At 59.4% G+C, this 24,499-nt stretch carries 16 protein-coding genes; 12 read left to right on the top strand and 4 right to left on the bottom strand.

All coding sequences use genetic code 11. The features are described from left to right. Positions 1 to 21: 21 nt before the first annotated feature. Entirely contained in the window at positions 22 to 1,686 is a 1,665-nt protein-coding gene (gene hutU, locus KDN35_RS04250) for a urocanate hydratase (protein WP_212132168.1), read from the top strand. A 144-nt stretch (positions 1,687 to 1,830) separates the two neighbouring features. After that, on the top strand, positions 1,831 to 3,063 hold the full coding sequence (gene hutI / locus KDN35_RS04245; protein ID WP_249178925.1) for an imidazolonepropionase: 1,233 nt from the start codon (positions 1,831 to 1,833) through the stop codon (positions 3,061 to 3,063). A 604-nt stretch (positions 3,064 to 3,667) separates the two neighbouring features. On the opposite strand, the gene KDN35_RS04240 is transcribed toward hutI, so the two are convergent. Beyond that, positions 3,668 to 3,943, bottom strand: a complete 276-nt coding sequence (locus KDN35_RS04240; RefSeq protein ID WP_212132167.1) for a hypothetical protein — start codon at positions 3,941 to 3,943, stop codon at positions 3,668 to 3,670. A gap of 29 nt (positions 3,944 to 3,972) precedes the next feature. On the opposite strand from KDN35_RS04240, the gene KDN35_RS04235 reads away from it, so the two are divergent. From KDN35_RS04235 to KDN35_RS04195, 9 genes are all read left to right on the top strand, one after another. Further along, positions 3,973 to 5,184: an AraC family transcriptional regulator gene (locus tag KDN35_RS04235; RefSeq protein ID WP_171565211.1), complete on the top strand. Its 1,212-nt coding sequence runs from the start codon at positions 3,973 to 3,975 to the stop codon at positions 5,182 to 5,184. A gap of 57 nt (positions 5,185 to 5,241) precedes the next feature. Then, positions 5,242 to 6,270 carry an ABC transporter substrate-binding protein gene (locus tag KDN35_RS04230; protein ID WP_212132166.1) on the top strand — a complete coding sequence of 343 codons (1,029 nt, stop codon included), beginning with the start codon at positions 5,242 to 5,244 and terminating at the stop codon, positions 6,268 to 6,270. A gap of 148 nt (positions 6,271 to 6,418) precedes the next feature. Then, positions 6,419 to 7,279: an alpha/beta hydrolase gene (locus KDN35_RS04225; protein WP_171565209.1), complete on the top strand. Its 861-nt coding sequence runs from the start codon at positions 6,419 to 6,421 to the stop codon at positions 7,277 to 7,279. Positions 7,280 to 7,360: 81 nt separating this feature from the next. Then, the gene (locus tag KDN35_RS04220) at positions 7,361 to 8,146 is read left to right on the top strand and encodes a 2,3-dihydro-2,3-dihydroxybenzoate dehydrogenase (protein ID WP_212132165.1); all 786 of its coding nucleotides are present in this window, start codon (positions 7,361 to 7,363) and stop codon (positions 8,144 to 8,146) included. A gap of 23 nt (positions 8,147 to 8,169) precedes the next feature. Further along, positions 8,170 to 9,414, top strand: coding sequence for an isochorismate synthase DhbC (gene dhbC / locus KDN35_RS04215; RefSeq protein ID WP_212132164.1), 1,245 nt, complete (start codon positions 8,170 to 8,172; stop codon positions 9,412 to 9,414). Positions 9,415 to 9,417: 3 nt separating this feature from the next. Beyond that, positions 9,418 to 11,058, top strand: a complete 1,641-nt coding sequence (locus KDN35_RS04210; RefSeq protein ID WP_212132163.1) for a (2,3-dihydroxybenzoyl)adenylate synthase — start codon at positions 9,418 to 9,420, stop codon at positions 11,056 to 11,058. Position 11,059: 1 nt separating this feature from the next. Then, the gene (locus tag KDN35_RS04205; protein WP_212132162.1) at positions 11,060 to 12,001 is read left to right on the top strand and encodes an isochorismatase; all 942 of its coding nucleotides are present in this window, start codon (positions 11,060 to 11,062) and stop codon (positions 11,999 to 12,001) included. Positions 12,002 to 12,015: 14 nt separating this feature from the next. After that, positions 12,016 to 19,203, top strand: coding sequence for an amino acid adenylation domain-containing protein (locus tag KDN35_RS04200; RefSeq protein ID WP_212132161.1), 7,188 nt, complete (start codon positions 12,016 to 12,018; stop codon positions 19,201 to 19,203). 4 nt (positions 19,204 to 19,207) lie between these two features. Then, positions 19,208 to 19,435: an MbtH family protein gene (locus tag KDN35_RS04195; protein WP_212132160.1), complete on the top strand. Its 228-nt coding sequence runs from the start codon at positions 19,208 to 19,210 to the stop codon at positions 19,433 to 19,435. 528 nt (positions 19,436 to 19,963) lie between these two features. On the opposite strand, the gene KDN35_RS04190 is transcribed toward KDN35_RS04195, so the two are convergent. Further along, positions 19,964 to 20,650 (bottom strand): 4'-phosphopantetheinyl transferase family protein, encoded by a 687-nt coding sequence (locus KDN35_RS04190; protein WP_212132159.1) that lies wholly within the window; start codon positions 20,648 to 20,650, stop codon positions 19,964 to 19,966. Positions 20,651 to 20,842: 192 nt separating this feature from the next. Here KDN35_RS04190 and KDN35_RS04185 point away from each other — a divergent pair, with 192 nt between their 5' ends. Continuing rightward, positions 20,843 to 21,955: a phosphodiester glycosidase family protein gene (locus KDN35_RS04185; protein WP_212132158.1), complete on the top strand. Its 1,113-nt coding sequence runs from the start codon at positions 20,843 to 20,845 to the stop codon at positions 21,953 to 21,955. Between the two features lie 156 nt (positions 21,956 to 22,111). On the opposite strand, the gene KDN35_RS04180 is transcribed toward KDN35_RS04185, so the two are convergent. Next, positions 22,112 to 23,509: a sodium:solute symporter family protein gene (locus KDN35_RS04180; RefSeq protein ID WP_171565195.1), complete on the bottom strand. Its 1,398-nt coding sequence runs from the start codon at positions 23,507 to 23,509 to the stop codon at positions 22,112 to 22,114. A gap of 3 nt (positions 23,510 to 23,512) precedes the next feature. Further along, positions 23,513 to 24,478: an agmatinase gene (speB, locus tag KDN35_RS04175; RefSeq protein WP_212132157.1), complete on the bottom strand. Its 966-nt coding sequence runs from the start codon at positions 24,476 to 24,478 to the stop codon at positions 23,513 to 23,515. Between the last annotated feature and the right edge of the window lie 21 nt (positions 24,479 to 24,499).

Below are 24,499 nucleotides of genomic sequence, written 5' to 3'. Positions count from 1 at the left end.
GGAAAAAGGAGAGAGGACATTATGGCAGAAACCAAGGCACGCGTCATCCGCGCACCCCGCGGCAGCCAATTGAACGCGAAAGGATGGCAGCAGGAAGCAGCCCTGCGGATGTTGATGAACAATCTGGACCCGGAAGTGGCGGAGCGTCCGGAAGACCTCGTGGTGTACGGGGGGATCGGAAAAGCGGCGCGCAACTGGGAGTGCTTTGACAAGATCGTGGAGTGCCTGAAAAACCTGGAGGGGGATGAGACCCTGCTGGTGCAGTCGGGAAAACCGGTCGGCATTTTCAAAACGCATCCGCTCGCGCCCCGCGTGCTGATTTCCAACTCCGTGCTGGTGCCGGCGTACGCCAACTGGGAAACGTTCCGGGAGTTGGAGCAAAAGGGGCTGATGATGTACGGCCAGATGACCGCCGGCAGCTGGATCTACATCGGCACTCAGGGCATCCTGCAGGGGACGTATGAAACCTTTGCGGAAGCGGCCCGCCAGCACCGCGGCGGCACGCTGAAAGGGACGCTCACCCTGACAGCCGGGTTGGGCGGCATGGGTGGAGCTCAGCCGCTTGCCGTTACGATGAATGAAGGGGTGGTAATTGGCGTCGACGTCGATCCGTCCCGCATTCAGCGCCGGATAGACACCCGGTATTGCGACGTGATGGTGCACGACCTGGACGAAGCGCTGAAGCTGGCCCGGGAGGCGCAGGAACAGGGCAAGCCGCTGTCCATTGGTCTCGTTGGCAATGCTGCCGACATTTATCCCGAATTCGTGCGCCGCGGCATCGTGCCGGACTTCGTCACCGACCAGACATCCGCGCACGATCCGCTCAACGGGTACGTGCCCCGCGGCTTTACGCTGGAAGAGGCGGCCGAACTGCGCAAGAACGATCCCGACAAGTACGTCCGCCTTTCTCGCGAGTCGATGGCGGTGCACGTGCAGGCGATGCTTGACCTGCAAAAAATGGGAGCTGTCGTATTCGACTACGGCAACAACATCCGCCAGGTGGCCTACGACGAAGGGGTGAAAGACGCGTTCAACTTCCCCGGCTTCGTCCCGGCCTACATCCGTCCCCTGTTCTGCGAAGGGAAAGGCCCGTTCCGCTGGGCAGCGCTGTCCGGCGATCCGGAAGACATCTACAAGACGGACGAACTGGTGCTCAAGTTGTTCCCGGAAAACGAGCACCTGCGCCGCTGGATTACCATGGCCCGCGAAAAAGTGGCCTTCCAGGGCCTGCCTGCGCGCATTTGCTGGCTGGGATACGGCGAGCGGGTCAAAATGGGTCTGGCCATCAACGAGATGGTGCGACGCGGAGAAATATCCGCACCGATCGTCATCGGCCGCGACCACCTCGACTGCGGTTCGGTGGCGTCTCCCAACCGGGAAACGGAGAGCATGAAAGACGGCAGCGATGTGGTGGGCGACTGGGCGATCCTCAACGCGCTGGTCAATACGGCAGCAGGCGCCAGCTGGGTGTCGGTGCACCACGGCGGCGGCGTGGGGATGGGCTACTCCCTGCATGCCGGCATGGTGGTAGTGGCTGACGGTTCGCAGGAAGCGGAAGAGCGGCTTTCCCGTGTGCTCACCACCGACCCGGGCATGGGGGTCATTCGACACGCCGACGCCGGGTACGACAAGGCGATCCAGACGGCCAAGGAGCGCGGTGTTCGCGTGCCGATGCTGGACATCTGACCGTCTGGGGAAAGACGAGCGAAACAACGCGAAAAAAGCGGCATCCCGAGGGAGGTTTTCCTCGGGATGCTTCCATGGAGGAGAGAAAGCGTGAAGCCGGAACGGATTGATCTGTTGGTACACAACATCGGTGTGCTGGTGACGATGGGCGGCAAGCATGGGCCGCGACGGGGAGTCGAGATGTCGGATGTCGGGCTCGTGACGGGCGGAGCTGTGGCGATTGCGGATGGCAAAATCGTGGCCGCCGGTGCGGAAGCGGACGTCCGGGCGGAAATCGCCGGGCTGCCCATCGAGCAGAGCCTGGATGCAAATGGGCGTCTGGTGACGCCGGGCCTGGTGGACCCGCACACCCATCTGGTGCATGGAGGTTCCCGGGAAAACGAACTGGTGTTGAAACTAAAGGGCATGTCGTATCTGGACATCCTCGCCCAGGGCGGCGGGATTCTCAGCACGGTGCGGGCTACACGGGCTGCGACGGAAGACGAACTGTACGAAAAGGCACGGAAGAGTCTGGATATCATGATGCTGTACGGGGCGACGACTGTAGAGGCAAAAAGCGGCTACGGACTGACGCTGGCAGACGAGCTGAAGCAGCTTCGTGTGACCAGGCGGCTGGATGAAACGCATCCGATCGACCTGGTGTCGACGTTTATGGGGGCACACGCCGTACCGGCGGAGTACAAGGGCCGCTCCGCCGAATACGTCAAGCTGGTGATCGAGGAGATGCTGCCGGAGGTAAAGCGGCAGGGACTGGCCGAGTTTTGCGACGTTTTTTGCGAGCACGGGGTGTTTTCGGTGGACGAGTCGCGGGCGATTCTCGCCGCCGCAAAAGAGCTGGGGTTCGGGTTGAAGCTGCATGCCGACGAGATTGAACCGCTCGGCGGGGCGCAGCTGGCCGCAGAGATGGGCTGCATTTCCGCAGAGCATCTGCTGGCCGCTACCGATGAAGGATTGAAGGCGATGCGGGATGCGGGCGTGATCGCCGTCTGCCTGCCGGCAACGTCATTCAACCTGCGCGCCAAGTCCCACGCTCGGGCCCGAACCATGATCGAGCTGGGAGTGCCGGTTGCTCTGTCCACTGACTACAATCCGGGCAGTTCGCCCACGGAATCGCTGCAGCTGGTGATGACCCTGGCATGCCTGAATCTGAACATGTCACCGGAGGAAGTATTTACTGCCATGACGATCAACGCAGCCTATGCGATTGGCCGCGGAGACCAGGTGGGCAGTCTTGAGCCCGGAAAGCTGGCGGACCTGGTGCTGTTCAACGCCGAAAACCTGGCGTATGTGCCGTATCACTTCGGCATCAACCACGTGGACACGGTGATCAAGAAAGGGCGCGTCGTGGTGGCCGGAGGACGGCTTTTGGAGAAGTAAAAGCAGATGAAACAAGGCACGGAAACAGTTGCTCCGTGCCTCAGCGTGTAGACAAAGTCCGTGGCGCATGGATGATCGGGCCCGCTCGCTCGCTTGACGCCCATCATAGAAGATGGATGATGTCCGCTCCAAAACGCGACGCGGGCAGGGGACAAACATCTGGGTGTTTCGACGAAGTGAGACTTGTGTCCCCTGTTTTTCCCCGCGTCTTTCGTTTTTCCGCTGAGCCGGTCGTCAAAGGAGCTCGCTTGGCCCATCCCTCCATGCGATGTACTTTTTCTCCATCTTCGGTTGATGAATGTGCAGGCCTTTCGGCCTGACAACGATGGACAGATCGTTTCCTTGCGGAACTTCAATGAAAAAGTACAGTTTGTCTTCAGTCTGAGGCACGGAACCAGTTGCTCCGTGCCTCAGCGTGTAGACAAAGTCCGTGGCGCATGGATGATCGGGCCCGCTCGCTCGCTTGACGCCCAGCAAAGAAGGTGGATGGTGTCCGCTCCAAAACGCGACGCGGGCAGGGGACAAACATCTGGGTGTTTCGACGAAGTGAGACTTGTGTCCCCTGTTTTTCCCCGCGTCTTTCGTTTTTCCGCTGAGCCGGTCGTCAAAGGAGCTCGCTTGGCCCATCCCTCCATGCGATGTACTTTTTCTCCATCTTCGGTTGATGAATGGTCAGGCCTTTCGGCCTGACAACGATGGTCAGATCGTTTCCTTGCGGAACTTCAATGAAAAAGTACAGTTTGTCTTCAGTCTGAGGCACGGAACCAGTTGCTCCGTGCCTTTTTTGCTGTCCAGACAGTGGTGCACATGATTCATTTTCCATAATGGGATTGACTGGAAGAGCCGCCTGTGCTACCTTTTTAGTGATAATGATTCTCATTATTGGTGTTTGGGAGGAGGAGTCGTCTCATGCGTACAGACAACGGACAGGCAGCGGACATCAGCTCGTGCAGACCGAGACGGAATCCCAAAGCAAACCTGGCCAAAATCAAGGAATACATGGACCAGCACTACAACGAACCTCTTTCGATCAAGCAGCTTGCGCAGATGGCGAACATCAGTCCCAAGTATTTTGTGGATCTTTTCAAAAAGACATATGGTCAGAGCGCCATGGAATATTTGACGGATTTGCGCATCAACCGGGCGAAGCGCTATTTGGCCGAATCCGGGGAGCGCTTGCGGGATATCGCCGCAAAAGTTGGGTATAGCGACGAGTTTTACTTTAGCCGCAAGTTTAAAAAGGAAGTGGGCGTATCACCGTCCGATTTCGCGAAACATTTCAAGAAACGCATCGCTGCGTGCTCCGCTGCGGTTACGGGTCATCTGCTTGCGTTGAACGTGGTGCCGATTGCAGCGCCGCTGGACCCCAAGTGGACGCCCTATTACTACAACGCCTATCGCACACAGATCAAGGCGCATTTAACGCTGACCGACCCGTACACGAGCTGGCAGTTTGAATCAAACCTGGACAAGATCATACGAATTCGACCGGACGCCATTGTCGGAACCGACCAACTGCTGCCCGCCGAGAAAGCCAAATTGACGGACATGGCGTCTTCGTTTTTCGTTCCGACAGAGAAGTTGGGGTGGAGAGACCAGCTCCGCATGATCGCCCGTTTTTTGGACAGGGAGGATCAGGCGGAGATGTGGATCCGGCGATATGAACAGAGGGTTCAGTCGGCTCGGGAGCAGATTGAGGCAAAACTGGGACACGACAGCATTCTGGTGCTGCGTATCTACGGCCAGGCGATCCATGCCTACTGGAACCGCGGGCTGGAGGACGTGCTGCACCGGGATCTGCGGATCAGGACCGTATTTCGGCCGGAACCGTCCGAACATGCGCAGCTTACGCTGGAGCAGGTGGCGGAGCTTGATCCTGACCGGATATTGCTGGTGGTGTGTCCCGAGGCATCGTCGCGGGCGTACTGGCTGGCGCTGCAGCACAAGGCGGCCTGGCGCCAGTTGAAAGCAGTCACAAACCTGAATGTGCACCTGATCTCTGCTGATCCGTGGTTCGAGTACTCGGCGATGTCCATTCTCCGGATGCTGGATGAAGCCATGCTCTTGTTTACGGGAAAATGTCCAAATGTTCTTCTGGATAGAACCCATGGTGACGCTTGAGCGGCATCATCTATAATCATTCTCGGTGAGAATGATTATCACAAGAGGAGGAACACCATGTTTCATCTGGCCAATCGGTTTGGCACTGTCTTTCGTTTTCCGTTTACCGTCTGGCTGTGCCTGGTGCTGGCAGTCAGTTTGCTGACCGGCTGCGGCTCCAATCAGGCTCAACGTGCGGAGTCGTCCGAACAGCCGCAATCGGTGTCAACAGCCGCTGATGCTTCTGCAACGGGAGCAAACACTCCCGCATCGTCTGGTGAGCGAACGGTCAAGGACGAACTTGGCCATGAAATCACCGTGCCAGCGGAACCCAAGCGGGTATTTGCCCCTTATCTCGAGGATTCGCTGCTCAAGCTGGGCATCAAGCCAGTGGTCCAATGGTCCAACGGCAACATGGCACACGCGTATCTGCAAGAGGAGCTGAAGGATGTGCCGAAGCTGGACTTCTCGGGAGGACTGCCGTCTCCAGAGGTGATCATGTCCTACAATCCCGATTTGATCATCCTGCACACCGCGACGTACGCCGCCAATGGCACCTATGAGAACTATGCCAAGATCGCACCGACCTACGTGTTTCAGAATGCGTCCGGCGACGTCGAAAAGTCGCTCGTCACGCTGGGAGAGCTGCTCGGCAAATCTGCCCAAGCCGATCAAGCGCTGAAAGTGTACCGGCAGAAAGTGCAGGAGGCCAAAGAAAAGCTGGATCAGGCGGTCGGGGGAAAAAAGGTCGCGATTATGCGCTTTGCTGCCAAAGGCGTCAGCCTGATGGGAGCAAATTATCTGTGCGGGAATGTTGTGCACCAGCAGTTGGGGGTCGGAAAGTCCAAGCTGGTGGAGAACGCAAACAGTGCGAACGTGACGCTGGAGACGTTATCGAATCTTGACGCTGACTACATATTTGTCATCAATGCGTATGGTCAAGGGACACAGCGCATGAAGGAGATGACGGAAAGTTCCATCTGGAAGAGCATCCCGGCGGTGAAGCAGGGGCACGTGTACGAGGTGAACGACGAGTACTGGCTTGGCAGCGGTCTGATCGCCTATGAAAAGATTATTGACGATACGGTCAAACTGCTTGCCAAATAAGCGGAAGCAAACGCATGTCTGAACGTCTCCCTGTATGGCAAACAAGTGAAACGACATCACATCGATGGGGCCACCTTGCAGCCTGGAAGGGAGATTTTCACGCCGTCCAGATGTAAATGTAAGTGAAGAAAGGTAGGAAATGTAATCCATGTCTTTCGATCATCCTGAACAGCGCGCTGTCTCGCTCGAGGAGACCGCGAGCGGCAAGGCGGAAATCCCCCGTTCCAAACGATGGATCATGCAGTCGCGCGCGGAAAACCGCAGCTATCAGATCATGGTGGCCACCCCGGCGGAAGCGCCGCCTCCCTCGGGATATCCGGTCATTTACGTGCTGGATGCCAATTCCGTTTTCGGAACGATGGTGGAGGCCGTTCGCCTGCAGAGCGGCCGCCCGGAGAAGACAGGGGTTGTACCGGCGGTGGTCGTCGGCATCGGCTATGAAACGGACGGCCCGTTTGCCCCGGCCCGGTATTACGATCTGACGCCCATGCCCACCACGGAATTTACGCAACTTCCGAACGGGGCTGCCCTGCCTCCGCAAGGGGGAGCTGAAGCGTTCCTGCAGTTCATTGAAGAAGAGCTGAAGCCGCGGATCGCACGGGAATTCAAGATCGACCGCAGCAGACAAACGCTCTTCGGCCATTCCCTTGGCGGACTGTTCACCCTGCACGTGCTGTTTACGAAGCCGGATGCCTTTCAGTGCTATATCGCCGGCAGCCCCTCGATCCATTGGAACCGGCAGCATCTGATGCAGGCGGAGAAGCAGTTCGCAGCCCGCCTGGAGCAGGAATCGCTGAACATCAAGGTACTGCTTGGGTTCGGAGAAATGGAAAAAGATCACGTATCCCAAAATTGCTATCATGCCCGGGAGTTGTCAGAACGTCTGTCCGCCCATGCTGCACGTGGGCTGCAGGTGGTGTTCAAAGAGTTTGAGGACGAAAACCATGTATCGGTGCTGCCGGTCCTGATCAGCAGGGCCCTGCGTTTTGCCTTGTATCCAGAGAAATAACGAGGCCATGCGGCGCGTGACGAGTGGAGAGTGCGCCGCATCATTGCAGCCCCGATGGGAGTAAGAGGAGAGAGACCTTGTATGGAGATTGCGGGAATTACGGGTAAAGTTGCCTTGGTCACAGGAGCCGCGCAGGGGATCGGGAGAGCGGTAGCAGCGGCCCTGGCCGAGCGTGGAGCCTTGGTTGCGGCGGCAGACAAGCAGGCCGCAGGCGTCCAAGCACTCGTGGAAGAACTGTGTGCCGGCGGTCATCAGGCAGCAGCTTTTCCCACAGACATTCGTGACAGCGGCGCCGTCGAAGCGATGGTAGAGCGAATCGAACAGGAGCTCGGTCCGATCGACATACTGGTCAACGTCGCCGGCGTGCTGCGCACAGGGCCAATCGAATCGCTCAGCGACGAGGATTGGGCGGCCACGTTCGCGGTGAATGCAAACGGAGTGTTCTATGTTTCCCGCGCGGTCGTCAGGCGCATGGCCTCCCGCCGATCCGGTGCGATTGTGACCGTCGCTTCAAACGCCGCTGGGGTGCCGCGCATGCAGATGTCGGCCTACGCGGCCTCGAAGGCAGCTGCGACGATGTTCACCAAGTGCCTGGGGTTGGAGTACGCCCGGTACAATATCCGCTGCAATGTGGTATCGCCCGGCTCAACCGACACAGCCATGCAGCGGGCATTGTGGGCGGATGACAATGGCGCGCAGGCTGTCATCGCCGGCAATTTGGAGCAGTACCGCCTGGGCATACCGCTTGGAAGGATGGCCCAGCCCTCGGACATTGCCGATGCGGTGCTGTTTCTGGTATCCGACCAGGCGCGGCATATTACGATGCACGACCTGTGCGTCGACGGCGGTGCAACCCTGGGAATGTAAAAATGGATGGGAGATGACGATGAATGCTGAAACAAGTTGCTGGTTCCGCGGCAAGCGCCACAGCGCTGCTCGAAGCATATCAAGCGGGCTCCGCCTTCTTTTTCTCTTCGCCCAAGCGTACCCTGCTGGCAGAGGGAGAATGGGCCAGACTGCCGGAGTACGAGGGACCGGATGCGTTGAGAAGCCTGGCCCGAAGAGTTGCCGAGCTGCTTGCCAGCGCCGAGCGGTCCGGGCACGGCACGTCGGTCGCAGTCGGCGCGGTTCCGTTTGATCACACGAAGCCAGCCCAACTCGTCGTGCCGCAAACCCTCCAATGGGCAGGACCGCTTGAATTCACACCGGACGTTTTGGCTGAACAGAACGCTGCATCTGCCTTTGAGATTCGCGAAATACCGGCGCCGGCGGAATATGAGGAGGGCGTAAACCGGATATTGGCGCGCCTTCAACAAGGTGACATTCAGAAGGTGGTGCTGGCGAGATCGCTGCACCTGACCTCCTCTGACTCCGTGAATATCCATCAACTGCTCCGCAACCTGGCCCGGCACAACACGCGCGGCTACACATTCGCGGCAAACCTGACGCCAAAGGGCGTGCGCAGCGCTGCGGCGGACAGCGAAGGATCGCGGACGTTGATCGGCGCCAGCCCGGAACTGCTCGTGGCCAAGACAGGGCCGTACATCATGGCCAATCCCTTGGCAGGTTCTGCGGCCCGCAGTGACGATCCCCGCGAGGATGAGCGGCGCGCGGCTTCGCTGCTTGCTTCCGCCAAGGACCGGCATGAGCATGCGGTGGTCGTCGAGGCAGTCGTCGAAGCGCTCCGTCCCTATTGCAAGCATCTGGACGTTCCCCGGGAGCCTTCGCTGGTGCAGACCAACACCATGTGGCATCTTTCCACGGAAATAAACGGGGAGCTGATCGATCCCTCCACCTCGTCGCTTCAGCTGGCGGCAGCGCTTCACCCGACTCCCGCTGTATGCGGAACGCCTGTCGATCAGGCGCGTGCGGTGATTCAGGAGTTGGAGCCGTTTGATCGAGGGTTCTTTACGGGAATGGTCGGATGGTGCGATGCAAACGGCGATGGGGAGTGGGCAGTCACCATCCGCTGCGCCGAAGTGGAGGGGCGCGTGATTCGTCTGTTTGCGGGAGCAGGTATCGTCCTCGGCTCAAATCCGGAGGCAGAACTTTTGGAAACATCTGCGAAGTTTCGCACCATGCTTCTGGCCATGGGGCTGAACCAGCCGGTGCTGGCCGGAAGAAAGGAGGGGTAAGTCATGCTGTCAGGATGCCCAACGTGGCCCAAGGAATTTGCCGATCGATACCGGGCGGCAGGGTGCTGGCAGGGTGAGACGTTTGGAGAGATGCTGCGGAAGCGTGCCGCCGCTTACGGGGACCGCATCGCCATCGTCAGCGGTGACAGGCGGATCAGCTACGCGGAACTTGACGCCCGGGCCGACCGCTTGGCAGCGGGGTTTCAGAAGCTGGGAATCAAGCCGATGGACCGGGTCGTCGTGCAGCTTCCCAATATCCCGGAATTTTTTGAAGTGATTTTTGCACTGTTTCGGCTGGGGGCGCTGCCTGTGTTTGCCCTCCCCCTGCATCGAAAGAGTGAGATCACCTATTTGTGCGAGTTCACCGAAGCGGTTGCGTACGTCATCCCAGACGTTGAAGCGGGGTTTGACTACCGCGAGCTTGCCGCTCATGTCAAGGAGAGCGTTCCCACCTTGCGTCACGTGATTGTGGCGGGCGACCCGGGACAGTTTGACGCGCTGGATGAAATGCGCACAGATTCCGTCAGTCTGCCGGAAGGGCCGAGCGCCAGCGATGTGGCGTTTCTCCAGCTGTCCGGCGGCAGCACCGGACTGCCCAAGCTGATTCCCCGGACGCACGATGATTACATCTACAGTTTGCGGGTCAGCGCCGAGATTTGCCAGCTTGATGAGAGCAGCGTGTATCTCGCGGTACTGCCTGTTGCCCACAACTTTCCGCTCAGCTCGCCCGGCGTACTCGGGACGCTGTACGCCGGCGGCAGAGTGGTTCTCGCGCGCAGCGGCAGCCCGGACGAGGCGTTTCCGCTGATCGCGCGGGAGCAGGTCACGATTACGGCCGTAGTGCCTCCGCTGGCCCTGGTCTGGCTGGATGCGGCGGCATCGCGAAGGCATGATCTGTCCAGCCTGCAGGTCCTGCAGGTGGGCGGGGCCAAGTTCGCCGCTGAGGCTGCCAGGATGGTCAAACCGACGATCGGCTGCACCCTGCAGCAGGTGTTCGGGATGGCGGAGGGACTGGTCAATTATACAAGACTGGATGATCCTGAGGAGATCATCGTGAACACCCAGGGCAGACCCATGTCGCCGTATGATGAGATTCGCCTGGTTGACGACAATGATCGCGAAGTCGAGCAGGGCCAGGTGGGACATCTTCTGACCCGGGGACCTTATACCATTCGCGGCTATTACAAGGCCGAGGAGCACAACGCCAAGGCGTTCACTGCTGACGGTTTTTACCGCACGGGCGATCTGGCACGGTTGACTCCAACAGGTCATCTGGTCGTAGAGGGACGTGCCAAAGACCAGATCAACCGGGGCGGCGACAAGGTGGCGGCTGAAGAAGTGGAGAACCATCTGCTCGCTCATCCCGGCGTACATGACGCCGCCGTGGTCGCCATGCCGGACGATTATCTGGGCGAGCGCACGTGCGCCTTCGTGATTCCGCATCATCCGGCTCCCACAGCGGCCGAACTCAAAGCGTTCCTGCGGGAGCGTGGATTGGCGGCTTACAAGATACCGGATCGAGTGGAATTTGTCGATTCGTTCCCCATGACGGCAGTCGGCAAGATCAGCAAAAAAATGCTGCGTGAACGCATCGCCCAGCAATTGCAGTCGCGTACGCACCAACACAAGCAAGGGAGGAGTTAGCATGGCGATTCCCGCCATATTGCCGTATCCGATGCCTGTAGAGTCTGACCTGCCGAAGAACAGGGTGGCGTGGACACCTGATCCGAAGCGGGCGGCTCTGCTGATTCATGACATGCAGCAGTATTTTCTGAATGCGTTCACCGTTACGGAGTCTCCGGTCGTGGAGCTTCTGGCCAATATCCAAAAGCTCAAAGCCTATTGCGCCGAGCAGGGAATCCCCGTCATCTATTCGGCGCAGCCTGGCAAACAGTCCCCAGAGCAGCGCGGACTGCTGCAGGATTTCTGGGGGCCGGGACTGACGAAGTGCCCCGATCAGCAGAAGATCGTCGATGAGCTTGCGCCGGGCGGGCAGGATCTGGTGTTGACCAAGTGGCGGTACAGCGCCTTTCAACAGACCAATTTGCTGGAGATGTTGCAGCAGCGCGGACGGGATCAGCTTATCGTGTGCGGCATCTACGCCCATATCGGCTGCCTGATGACCGCGTGCGAAGCGTTCATGAAAGATGTGCAGCCGTTCTTCGTTGCAGATGCGGTAGCGGATTTCTCTCGGGAGAAGCACATGATGGCGCTGACCTACGCGGCTGAGCGCTGCGCGGTCACGATCACGACGCAGCGTCTGATCGATCAGCTGAGCGGCGTGCAGGCTGAAGCGCCGGCCGCCCGTGAAAGTGACCCGCAGCCGATCACGCAGGAAGCGATCCGCGCGCAAGTAGCTGATTTGCTCCAGGAACTGCCGGCAAACCTTGGGGAAAACGACGACCTGATTAACGTGTGGGGGCTTGATTCCGTCAGGATCATGTCGCTGGTGGAGAGATGGCGCCGCAGCGGTGCAGAGGTGACCTTTGTGGAACTGGCTGAGCAGCCGACACTGGCCGCCTGGTGGGCGCTGTTGTCATCACGATTGAAGCAGAGTTTGCCCAATCAGGATTACTTCGTCGTATGAAAGAGGTGATGTTCATGCCGGATCATCAGGATGTACGCTGGCCCTTGTCGGGTGCACAGAATGGCATTTGGTTTGCACAAAAGCTCGACCCGGACAATCCGACCTTCAACACCGCCGAGTGCATCGAAATCCATGGCCCCGTCGATCCTGCGCTGTTCGAGGTTGCCCTGCGCCGGGCCGTGACGGAGGCGGAAACGCTGCATCTGCACTTCGGCGAGGATTGGAACGGTCCGTGGCAGAGCCTCTGCCTGTCAGCTGACTGGCCGCTGCATTTCGTGGACGTCAGCGGCCATGAAGATCCTCAGGAAGCGGCAGAAACGTGGATGAAGCAGGACATGGCCCAACCGGTTGATCTGACCCGCGGTCCCCTGTTTGCACAAGCGCTGTTGAAATTGGCGCCTGACCGGTTCTTCTGGTATCAGCGCATCCATCATATTGCGATTGATGGCTTTGGCTATTCGCTGTTGGCGCGAAGGGTGGCACACATCTATACGGCACTCGTCCATGGCCGGCCGTACGACGAGGCGGCTTTTGGGTCTGTTCACTCCATCCTGGAGGAAGAGGCAGCCTATCGCAGCTCGGAGCAAATGGAGCGGGATCGGCAGTTTTGGCTGTCACGCTTCGCCGATGAGCCCGAGGTGGTCAGTCTGGGAGACAGGGCGGCGAGGACATCCCGCGGCTTTTTGCGTCAGTCGGCACAGCTTCCGTCAACCAGCATGACTGCGCTAAAAGGGCTGGCAAGCCAGACGGGGACAACCTGGTCTGACGTCGTGATTGCCGCTGCGGCGGCTTATGTCCAGCGGTTGACAGGCGCAAACGATGTGATTCTCGGCTTGCCCATGATGTGCCGACTCGGCTCTGCATCGCTGCGCGTGCCGGGAATGGTCATGAACGTGCTGCCGCTAAGGTTGACGGTGCGGCCGGACATGAGTCTGGCAGCTCTCCTGCAGCAGGTCTCGCAGGAAATCCGCGAGATCAGACGGCATCAGCGTTACCGGCATGAAGATCTGCGGCGCGATCTGAAACTGCTGGGGGACAACCGGCGATTGTTTGGTCCGATGATCAATGTGATGCCGTTTGACTATGATGTGCGCTTTGCCGGCCATCGCGCGACAACGCGAAACCTGTCGGCCGGCCCCGTGGACGACCTGACGATAAACGTCTACGACAGATCAGACGGCAGCGGGCTGCATTTCAATTTTGACGCCAATCCGGCGATTTACGGCGCCGACGAGCTGGCGGTTCATCAGCGGCGCTTTCTTTGTTTCCTGGACAATATGGCGTCGGCTGACTCCGGCCAGCCGGTCTCGCAGATTGACTTGCTCCTGCCGGAGGAACGCCAGAAGGTGCTGTTTGAATGGAATGAAACCGCTCATGACCTGCCGACGACCAGCGCGCACGAGCAGTTTGAGCAGCAGGCCTCCCGCACGCCTGAGGCTGTCGCCGTGGAGGTTGAAGGCGTTTCGCTCAGCTATGCCGAGCTGAACAAACGAGCCAATCAGCTTGCCCATCTGCTGATGGCGCACGGTGTCGGACCGGAGCGTGTGGTCGCGCTTGCGCTGCCGCGTTCACCGGAAATGGTCGTCGCCATACTGGCGGTTCACAAGGCGGGAGCGGCGTACCTGCCACTGGACCCGGACTTTCCGTCCGACCGGCTAGCCTACATGCTGGAGGACGCCAGACCCGTATGCGTCATCACAGCCAGACAGGTTGCCCATCGGCTGCCGGATTGTGGTACGGGCTCAAGACTCGTGCTTGACGAGCCGGAAACCATCGACAGGCTGATGCGGCAAGCGATTCACAATCCCGGCAATGCTGATCGAACAAACTGCTTGTCGCCGCTTCATCCTGCCTACGTGCTGTACACCTCCGGTTCGACCGGAAGACCCAAGGGGGTCATGGTCACGTTTGGCAACCTGACCAACCTGATCCTGGCGATGCAGGATCGGTTTGCGCTGGACGAACGGGATGCGTGGCTGTCGGTTACCACGATTTCATTTGACATCTCGGTTCTGGAGCTGTACCTGCCGCTCACGAGCGGGGCCCGTGTTGTCATCGCCGCGAAGGATACGATCATGGACCCGTCGGCTCTGGCGAAAATGATTCGCGAGACCGGCACGACGATCATGCAGGCGACGCCGACCCTGTGGCACGAGCTGGCAGCGAGCAGGCCCGACAAATTTGACGGCCTGCGCATCATTACGGGAGGCGAGGCGTTCCCCAGCGGGCTCAAACTCGCCCTGCAGGAACTGGGGTGCGATGTCCATAATCAATACGGTCCGACGGAAACCACCATTTATTCCACTGCCATGCACCTTGGCGATGAGCGAGCGGGAACACCCCCGATTGGCAGGCCGATTTGGAATACGCGGGTGTATGTGCTGGATGGCGGACTGAAGCCCGTTCCGCCGGGAGTGGTGGGAGAGCTGTACATTGCCGGTGCCGGCTTGGCTCGCGGCTACCTGGGACGGCCGGAGCTGACGGCCGAGCGATTCGTGGCCGACCCGTACGGCGCGCCGGGCTCCCGGATGTACCGCACGGGAGATCTGGTGAGATGGCTGCCGGACGGCTCCCTTGAGTACGTGGGCCGTGTCGATCACCAGGTGAAACTTCGCGGGTTCCGGATCGAACTTGGCGAGATCGAGTCGCTCCTGTCCCGGCATCCTGCGATATCCCAGGTTGCAGTAGTCGTCCGGGAAGACCAGCCAGGGGACAAACGGCTGGTGGCATATGTGGTCCCGCATGCATCCGCCGGCATAGACCCAGCCGAGCTGCGCCGGCATGTCTCCGCCGAACTGCCCGATTACATGATCCCGTCCGCGTTTGTCCAACTTGCCGAAATGCCGTTGACGCCGAATAAAAAAATTGACCGCAAGGCACTGCCAGCGCCTGATCTCCATACGGTTACAGGGCGCGGACCGAGGACGCCGCAGGAAGAGATGTTGTGCGACCTGTTCGCCGAAGTGCTCGGCCTGGCTCATGTGGGGATAGACGAGGACTTTTTTGCATTGGGCGGTCACTCCCTGCTTGCCGGACGGGTAATCGCCCGTATCCGCGATGTCTTCGGTGTCGAATTGAGCATTGGCAGCCTCTTTGAGTCACCCACGGTAGCAGGGCTGGTCAAGCGGCTCGATCATGCGCGGGATGTCAGACCGCCTGTGCGGCCGGTCGCGCGTCCGGAGGCAGTGCCGCTTTCGTTTGCCCAGCGCCGCTTGTGGTTCCTGTACCGACTGGATGGACCCAATCCGGCCTATAACATTCCGCTCGTGGCCCGCCTGTCCGGCGAACTGGATGTACAGGCGCTGGAGGAGGCGATTGGCGATGTCGTCGCTCGCCATGAAACCCTGCGCACCATCTTTCCCGACAAGTCGGGCGCGTCGCACCAGCTGGTTTTGGACGCAGCCGACGCTCGACCTGAGCTGATTGTGACGGAAACGAACGAGGCTGAACTGCCCGGGCTGCTTGCCGACGCCGTGCGCTACAGCTTCCAACTCTCATCGGAGCCTTCACTCCGCGCCCAATTATTCGTACTTGGACAAAACGAGTACGTACTCTTGCTGCTGCTGCACCATATCGCCGGAGATGGCTGGTCGCTGACCCCGTTGGCCCGCGATCTCTCCACCGCTTACGCAGCCCGCTGCCGGGGCGAGCTCCCGTCATGGCCGCCGCTGCCGGTACAGTATGCGGATTACGCGGTTTGGCAGGAACAGCTTCTGGGGAGTGAGCGCGACCCCGACAGTTTGATCGCCAGACAGCTTGCGTACTGGACGCGGACACTTGCCAACCTGCCGGATCAGTTGGAACTGCCGTGCGATTATCCAAGACCGGCAGAAGCCAGCTACCGGGGCGGTGTCATTCCGTTCCACATCAGCGAGGAACTGCACGGCCGACTGCTGGAAGTGGCCCGTGAAAACAGAGCGAGCCTGTTCATGGTCCTGCAGTCTGCCCTCGCCGCTTTGCTCACCCGCCTTGGCGCAGGCACCGATATTCCGATCGGCAGTCCGATTGCCGGGCGGACCGACGATGCGCTGGACAGCCTGGTCGGATTGTTCATCAACACGCTGGTGCTTCGTACCGACACGTCTGGAAACCCCAGCTTCCGCGAACTGCTGGCCAGAGTCCGTGAGGTAAATCTGGCTGCGTACGAGCATCAGGACCTGCCTTTCGAGCGGCTGGTGGAGGTTATGAACCCCGTCCGCTCCCGGTCCAGACACCCGCTGTTTCAGATCATGCTGGTGCTCCAGAACACGCCTGATGCGGCGTTGGAACTTACTGGTGTGGAGAGCAGCCTGACAATTGAAAGTGCGGGCACGGCCAAATTTGACCTGACCGTGGAGTTGAAGGAGCGCCGTTCGGCGGATGGCACTCCTGCGGGTCTGGATGGCATTCTGGAATACAGCGCCGATCTGTTCAAACGCAGTACGGCTGAAAGATTGGCGGGCCGGTTCCTGCGGGTGCTGGAGGCTGTGGCTGCTGATCCGGGCAAGTCGATCGGAGAACTTGATATTCTGATGCCGGAAGAGCGCCAAAGCATGCTGCAGGAATGGAGCGCGGCTGGAAACGATGTGCCGCAGACCGTGCTGCCGGAGTTGTTCGAGGCACAGGTTGTCCGAAGTCCTGAGGCTGTGGCCGTCGTCCATGAGGATGTCTCCCTGAGCTACGATGAGCTGAACACCCGGGCCAATCGGCTCGTGCATCTGCTGATTGCAGAGGGGGTCGGTCCGGAGCAGGTTGTGGCCCTGGCGCTGCCGCGGTCGATTGAAATGGTTGTCGGCGTGCTGGCCGTGCTGAAGGCCGGAGCCGCCTACCTGCCTCTCGATCCGGATTACCCGGCCGACCGGCTGGCATATATGCTGGAGGACGCAAGACCGGTTTCCATTATTACAAGCACGCAGGTGGTCTCCAGACTGCCTGATGCTGGCGGTCTGCCCCTGATCGTGCTGGATGAACCGGAGACGCAAGAGCGGCTCAGGCAGCATTCTCCTGCCAATCCTGGTGACCGTGAACGCCGCGGACGTCTGTCTGCACACAGCCCGGCGTATATCATCTACACCTCGGGCTCCACGGGAAGGCCCAAGGGCGTCGTCATCCCGCATCAGAACGTGGTGAGATTGTTTGCTTCCACCGATCACTGGTTCCGCTTTGGCTCTGACGATGTGTGGACGCTGTTCCATTCCTATGCCTTCGACTTCTCGGTGTGGGAGATTTGGGGAGCGCTCCTGCATGGCGGACGTCTTGTAGTGGTGCCCCATGCGATCAGCAGGTCGCCGGGAGAGTTCCTCCAGCTTCTCGTGCGGGAGGGCGTGACGGTATTGAACCAGACGCCGTCAGCGTTCTATCAATTGATGCAGGCTGATCGGGAACATCCCGACCTGGGTCAGATGCTCTCCTTGCGCTTCGTGATTTTCGGCGGCGAGGCGCTGGAATTGGGACGTCTGGCGGACTGGTATCAGCGCCATCCGGACGATGCTCCCAAGCTGATCAACATGTACGGTATCACCGAGACGACCGTGCATGTCAGCTATATCGAGCTTGACCGTCACCATGCAGCTTCCGGTGCCAACAGCCTGATCGGCCGCCCGATACCGGATCTGCGGGTGTATGTGTTGGATGATTTCCTGCAGCCTGTTCCGCCGGGAGTGACGGGGGAGATGTACGTCGCCGGTGCCGGACTGGCCCGCGGTTACGGGGGACGGCCGGATTTGACGGCGGAGCGGTTTGTTGCCGATCCGTTCGGTCCCCCCGGTACGAGGATGTATCGCACCGGCGATCTTGCCAAGCGGCTCAGCGATGGGTCTTTAGAGTATTGGGGCCGTGCCGACCAGCAGGTGAAGATTCGGGGGTTCCGCATCGAACTGGGCGAGATCGAGGCCGTGCTCGCCAGACATCCCGCTGTGGCCCAGGTGGCGGTAGTGGTGCGGGAGGATCAGCCGGGAGACAAACGCCTGGTGGCTTACGTCGTTCCGGCCGCGGACACAAGCGTCGAACCTGCTGTACTGCGCCGGTTTGCCGCCTCCAGTCTGCCTGATTACATGGTGCCGTCAGCGATCGTGGAAATGGATGTCCTGCCGCTCACGCCGAATGGCAAGCTGGACCGCAAGGCGCTTCCGGCGCCCGATTTCTCCCTGACTTCAGGCGGGCGCGGCCCCAGAACGCCGCAGGAAGAGGTCTTGTGCAATTTGTTTGCCGAGGTGCTGGGTTTGCAGCGTGTAAGTATTGATGACAGCTTTTTCGAGCTGGGGGGCCATTCGCTGCTGGCCGTTCGCCTGATGAGCCGCATCCGCGAGACCATGGGCCGAGACATCGGCATCGGCGTGCTGTTTGAGGCGCCTACTGTTGCCGGGCTTGCTGAACGGCTTGACATGGACACGGGAAAAAGCGCGCTCCAGGTGCTGCTGCCGCTCCGCGCCCACGGCGAGCAGCTCCCGCTGTTCTGCGTGCATCCTGCGGGAGGACTCAGCTGGTGCTATGCCGGGCTGATGAAACATCTCGGCACGGAATATCCGATCTACGGCCTGCAGGCCCGAGGCATTGCCCAGCCCGAGGAGTTTCCGAAAACGCTGGGAGAAATGACGGCCGATTACCTTCAACATGTTCGTTCCGTTCAGCCTGCCGGTCCGTATCGGCTGCTGGGCTGGTCGTTTGGCGGCAATGTAGCGCATGCGATGGCCGTGCAGCTTCAGAAAGAGGGAGAAGAAGTCTCGTTCCTGGCCATGCTCGATTCGTACCCCAGCCACCTCCTGCCGCTTCGCGGAGAACCGGATGAAGAGGAGGCCCTGATCGCGCTGCTCGCCTTGGGCGGCTATGATCCGGACAGCCTGGGTGACGGCCCGCTCACCATGGCCAGCGCGCTCGAAATCCTCCGCAGCGACGCCAGCGCACTGGCCAGCCTGGATGAATCGACCATCATGAATCTGAAACAAACGTATGTGAACTCGGTCCGCATTCTGGGAGCGTATGTACCGGAGCGATACGAGGGAGACCTGCTGTTTTTCCGCTCCACGATCATCCCGGACTGGTTTGATCCGATTGAACCGGATATGTGGATTCCCTATGTAAGCGGACGGATCGAACGGCATGACATCGCGTGCCGGCACAAGGATTTGTGTCAGCCCGGCCCGCTTGCCGAAATCGGCCAGATACTGGCGGCCAAGCTGAAGGCCTTGGACCGTCGGGCATCCGGACACTCGAGGAGGGAATGATTCGATGACCAATCCTTTTGAAAAAGCGGATGGCACCTTTCTGGTGCTGATCAATCACGAGGGGCAGTATTCCCTGTGGCCGGCATTCATCGCAGTGCCTGAAGGCTGGACTGTTGTGCTGGGGCCGCAGACGCGTCAGGAATGCCTGGACTACATCCGCTCACAATGGACCGACCTGCGGCCCCGCAGCCTGCAAGCCGGGTCAGGGGCTGTTGTCGGACAAGGACAATGAAGGCACGTCTGAACCCGAAAGCAGTCGTGTGCGTCATATACGTGGCGGGCTGGCACCAACCCGTGGCTGATTCGCACGCTGTTGTTCGGCGTCGGCGTTTTCCCGGGCCATACGGTCGGAGCGGTGCAGATCGCCGCCTTCGCCAACATTCCTCCGGCTTCCATGGGGCGCGCCTCCACCGCGTCACGGACTTCGTCTACACACTGACAGCCGGTTGCCAAGGCAATCCGGCTGTCAGACTGAAGACAAACCGATTGTACCGAAGGAGAATCACGTTTCCAGGCAGAGCGACTTGTGAGCCCTACTGAGCGGAGCAGCGATTTGCGGGAAAAGGGAGCGCCACCGTTGAACAGGCTGCGTAGCCATGCGGCTTTGGCGATCCCCCGCAAATCGATGCGAAGCGTGCAGTTTGGGCTTTCCTGCTGGGCGAGCACGGAGGGGCTGACGGAAACGTGTTCTCCTCGCAACAGCTACATTGTCTACACACTGACAGCCGGTTGCCCAGGCATCCGGCTGTTTTGCATTTCCCTACAGGAGGGTTTCGTACAAGGACGATAGGGAGACGTGCTGGACGTGATCAGGGAGCGCAGCCTTGCACGAGCAGGCCGACAGGATGTGCTCCTCGTCCAATCTGATGCTTGTAAAATGGAAACCGTCCGCCTCCGGGGAATACCACGTCTGTTCTTCCGTACACACCACGGAAAACGAATCAAGCGGAATGGACAAGCCTTTGCCGACGGCTTTCACATAGCTTTCCTTCAACGTCCATACGCGATAGAAATACTCCAACCGGGCATCTCCCGTTTTGGAGGCAAGCATCCGGTTTTCTTGCGGGGTAAAGAGGTGTTCGGCGATGTGCAGATCCATGCGCACGATCCGCTCCACATCAATACCCGGACAACAAGAGCTGTCGCCCCAGATCATGGCAATCCAGTTCCCGGAGTGGGAGAGATTGAATCCTACATCCGGGTTGTTTTGCAAAGACGGCTTTCCATAGGGATTGTAGACAAATTGAAGCGCATCGGGCCTCACACCGGTATGCTCGGAGAGGGTTGAGCGGACCAGCACCTCGCCCAACAAGGAGCGGTAAGCGTCCTCCTTGCGAACAAACCGGGCGATTTTCTGCCTTCGTTCTGCGGATACCCTGGACAGGAACAGATCCACGTAGTCCGGCGGCAGATTGGCCGGCATGTGTACGACCCGAATCGACAGCATGATTGATCACCTGAACTTTCTGTGTCCGGCGGATGATGAGTTTCATTATAACCAAGCCCGTCCCATGCGTACATAGAGGATGTCATACGCGCTGCTCGTCGATGGAAAATTATGATAAAATTTAATCAGAAATACATACGTTTCGGAACAGGTGAATGTGAAATGAAAATAGGGAAATGGCTAATATCCATCGTGTTGCTCGTCGCGCTTGCCTTGCCGGCTCATCTGGCCGCGCAGGGAGCGGCACAGGATGTATCCAAAAGTGTGATGGCGGGCAGCAAAAAGGTTTCCACGTCTGCCGGAAGCAGAACCGTCCAGTTCGTCACGATCAATCTGAACGATCCCCGGCTGGAAGTCCGTCCGGTACTGGCGCGGGACGAGCTGGGCCGGACGGAAAGCCTGGCGGGGATGGCAAAACGAACGGGAGCACTGGCTGCGATTAACGGAACGTTTTTCATGGCCTACAACAAGGGGGATTACAAGCCGCCCTGGGGATTGATCGTCATCGACTACGAGAAGAAACACGACGGCGTCAGCGGGTCGTCCATCGGATTCAACGGAAACGCCCTGCCGGTGATCGACCGTTCCTCCCGGTTTGATGCAAATTCGTTTCAACACGTCACCAGTGCGGGCCCCACTTTGGTAAAGGACGGGAAAATCGTCGTCAATCCGGTCGCAGAGGGAATGAATGATCCCAAGCTGACCAAGGCAAGCGGTCAGCGCTCGTTTATTGGCTACACGGCGAACAATCAACTGGTGATGGGAACGGTCCCCAATGTCACCCTGGCCCAATTGGCCGGCATCTGCCAAGCGATGGGGCTGGTGGCGGCGATGAACCTGGACGGCGGAGCGTCATCCGGCCTTTACGCGCATGGCAAGCTGCTGACGGCGCCGGGCAGGGAATTGAGCAACGCCCTGGTGGTCGTCCCCCGCAAAGTCGCTCCCATCCAGGTCATGCGGCAGTCGGAGAAGATTTCCTTCCTCACGCCGCCCGTACTGATCCGCGGGAGCATCTACGTTCCGACTATGGAGGCCTTTGAGAAACTGGGGGCGGCCGTTCACATAGACCAGCAGGACGGCGCACTGGTGGCAGCCATAGAGGGCACGGTCATCCGGATCACTAAACAGGGCAAGGTGTTTCGCGATGGAAAGGCGCTGCCCCTGTCGGCGGATAAGCGGACAATTGCCGGTACGGAAATGGTCCCGCTCCGGCTGGTGGCGGAACTGCTGGATGGGAAAATCGAGTGGGATCAGCAGAAACGAACCGCCACCATTCAGTTGAAAGCAAGCGCGCCTGAGCGCTGATACGACAAACCGGCATCGCCCGGAAAACAAGGAGGCTGACATCTCCGGATGCACGGAGGATGTCAGCCTCATATTCTCTCGTGGCTCATTTATATCCGTTCGCGGCGAGCTTGTCCCGGGTCCCGTCGCTGCAGGCTCGCGGGTGGAAGTGCCCCGTCACTTGATTGAATGGACGTTGTCGGAAACGCTCGGGGCGGTTGTGTACGACATGCCGATCATGACGGCCAAACTGACGGCGATGCCGTACATGATCGGATTCGTCGAGCTGAGACCTTCGATCGCCAATCCGGCCAGCACGACGACGGTGCCGGCAATGATCGAGGAAAAGGCTGCCTTCGCTGTCGCCCGCTTCCAAAAGTATCCGACCACGAGCGGAACGAATATTGCACCGGATAAAATGGCGTACGCCACGTCAAGCGCGACCAGCACGTCCTGAATCCAGATCGAAAAGACAATGGCGAGCGCGCCGATGAACAGCGTCGTTACCCTGGACAGCCGCAGCAGCTGCCGATCGTCCATGTCCCGAAACCAGTACGGCTTCATGATGTCGTGAGTAAGCAATGTGGAGGAGGCGAGCAGCGTCCCGGAGGCGGTCGACATCAGCGCCGAGCAGACGCTGGCCAGCACGAGGCCCAGCACGCCATTGGGCAGAATGGAAATGGCCATGGTGGTGAACGCATTTTGCGGGTTTTCCAGTTGAGGGAAGGCGACGAATGCGCACATTCCGACGATGGTCAATGAAACCGCATACAACATGCTGTAGACACCGGCCAAAACGGAACCGGTACGGGAAATCTGCATCGTGCGGGCGGTAAAGACGCGCTGCCAAATATCCTGGGAGACCACCATGCCGAGCGCGTACAGCAGGAAATATTGAAAAATTTGCTCGCCGCCGATGGAAGTCAGATCAAAATGGGCGGCCGGCAGTCTGGATGCCAGTTGATCCCACCCGCCGACATGCGACAGGCTCATCGGCAGCATGACCAGGAAAACGCCCACGGTCATGACGATGAATTGGATGATGTCCGTCATCGTTACGCTCCACATGCCGCCCAAAATCGTATAGAACAGCACGATTCCGCCGCCGACAACCATCGAGAGAGTCATGTCCCACCCCAGCAGCACGTTGATGATGGTGCCCATCCCGATCACCTGCGTCACGGCTACCATCAGCGTGTAAATCGCCGCAACCAGGGCGCTCACGAGCCGGGTTTCGGCATTGTAACGCTTGCCCAAAAACTCGCTGATCGTCGTCACGTTGGACTGGGAGATCCGCTTGATGAACAAGGCGCCCAGGAGCATGATGCCAGCACCAATCATGGTGACAAACCAGATGCCGGAAATGCCGTATGTGTAGCCCAGCTTCGCCGTGCCGATGGTGGAAGCTCCGCCCAAAATGACGGCGGACAAACAGCCGAGAAACATGAACATGCCCAGATTGCGTCCCGCCAATGCGTACTCTTCCGATGTCCGGGCGCGCCTAGAGCCGATGACACCCACCGCAATCAGCAGCGCGAAATACAGCAGAATGACGATCGTATCGATGCTGTTCATCCATTATCCCTCCTGATGTACCTGTTTACGGCGGTGCTTCCACGCGATGAGACTGATCATTTCGTAGGCTACGGCCGCGGCCAGTCCGGCTGTAATTTCGCCAGGGTCGTGCGACGGCAGGACTTCAACCAGGTCAAACCCGACCAGCTGAAGCTTGTCCAGCCCTCTCACCAGTTGAATCGCTTCGTAGCTGGTAGGCCCGCAGACTTCCGGGGTTCCCGTGCCCGGCGCGTACGCGGGATCGACAAAATCAATGTCAAATGACACGTACGCCGGCCGATTTCCCACCCGCTGATGAATGCGGCGGATTGCCTGCTCACCGCCGATGGCGCGCAGTTCGCTCATCGGCATCACTTCAAAGCCAAGCGCCCGGGCGTCGTTGATGTCTTCCGGTCCGTAGAGCGGTCCACGCATCCCGATCTGGATGGAATGGGACGTATCGATCAATCCTTCTTCCACTGCCCGGCGGAACGGCGTTCCATGTGTGTACTTTTCGCCAAAATAGCTGTCCCATGTGTCTCCGTGGGAGTCGAAGTGAATCAGGGCGACTGGACCGAATTTTCTGGCAAATGCGCGCAGGCTGCCGAGCGAAATGGAGTGATCCCCGCCCAAAATGATCGGGGTCACGTCGTTGTCGATGAGCGAAAACAGCTCCCGCTCCATGTTGTCGTACGTCTTGTGAATGTTGAATGGAACCACGTCGATATCGCCGTAATCAACACCGGAGCAGTATTCAAAGATATGGATGTCTTGATCGGGATTGTACGGGCGAAGCAGCACCGAAGCGTTCCGGATATGCTGCGGGCCGTACCGCTGACCGGTTCGGTTGGACGCCCCCGTGTCAAAAGGGACGCCCACCACCGCAAAGTCGACACCGTCCGTCGTCCGCACCTGTTCCAACCGCATGAACGTGCGCACGCCGCAAAAGCGGGGGGATTGGGATGAATCCTTGGGTTTGTACCTTACCATAGACGGCCTCCTCCTGTGAAA

Source organism: Brevibacillus sp. NL20B1 (genome assembly GCF_018195675.1).
Taxonomy (GTDB): domain Bacteria; phylum Bacillota; class Bacilli; order Brevibacillales; family Brevibacillaceae; genus Brevibacillus; species Brevibacillus aydinogluensis.
The sequence above is the reverse complement of the archived record's forward strand: the minus strand, read 5'-3'. Positions and strand labels throughout refer to the sequence as shown.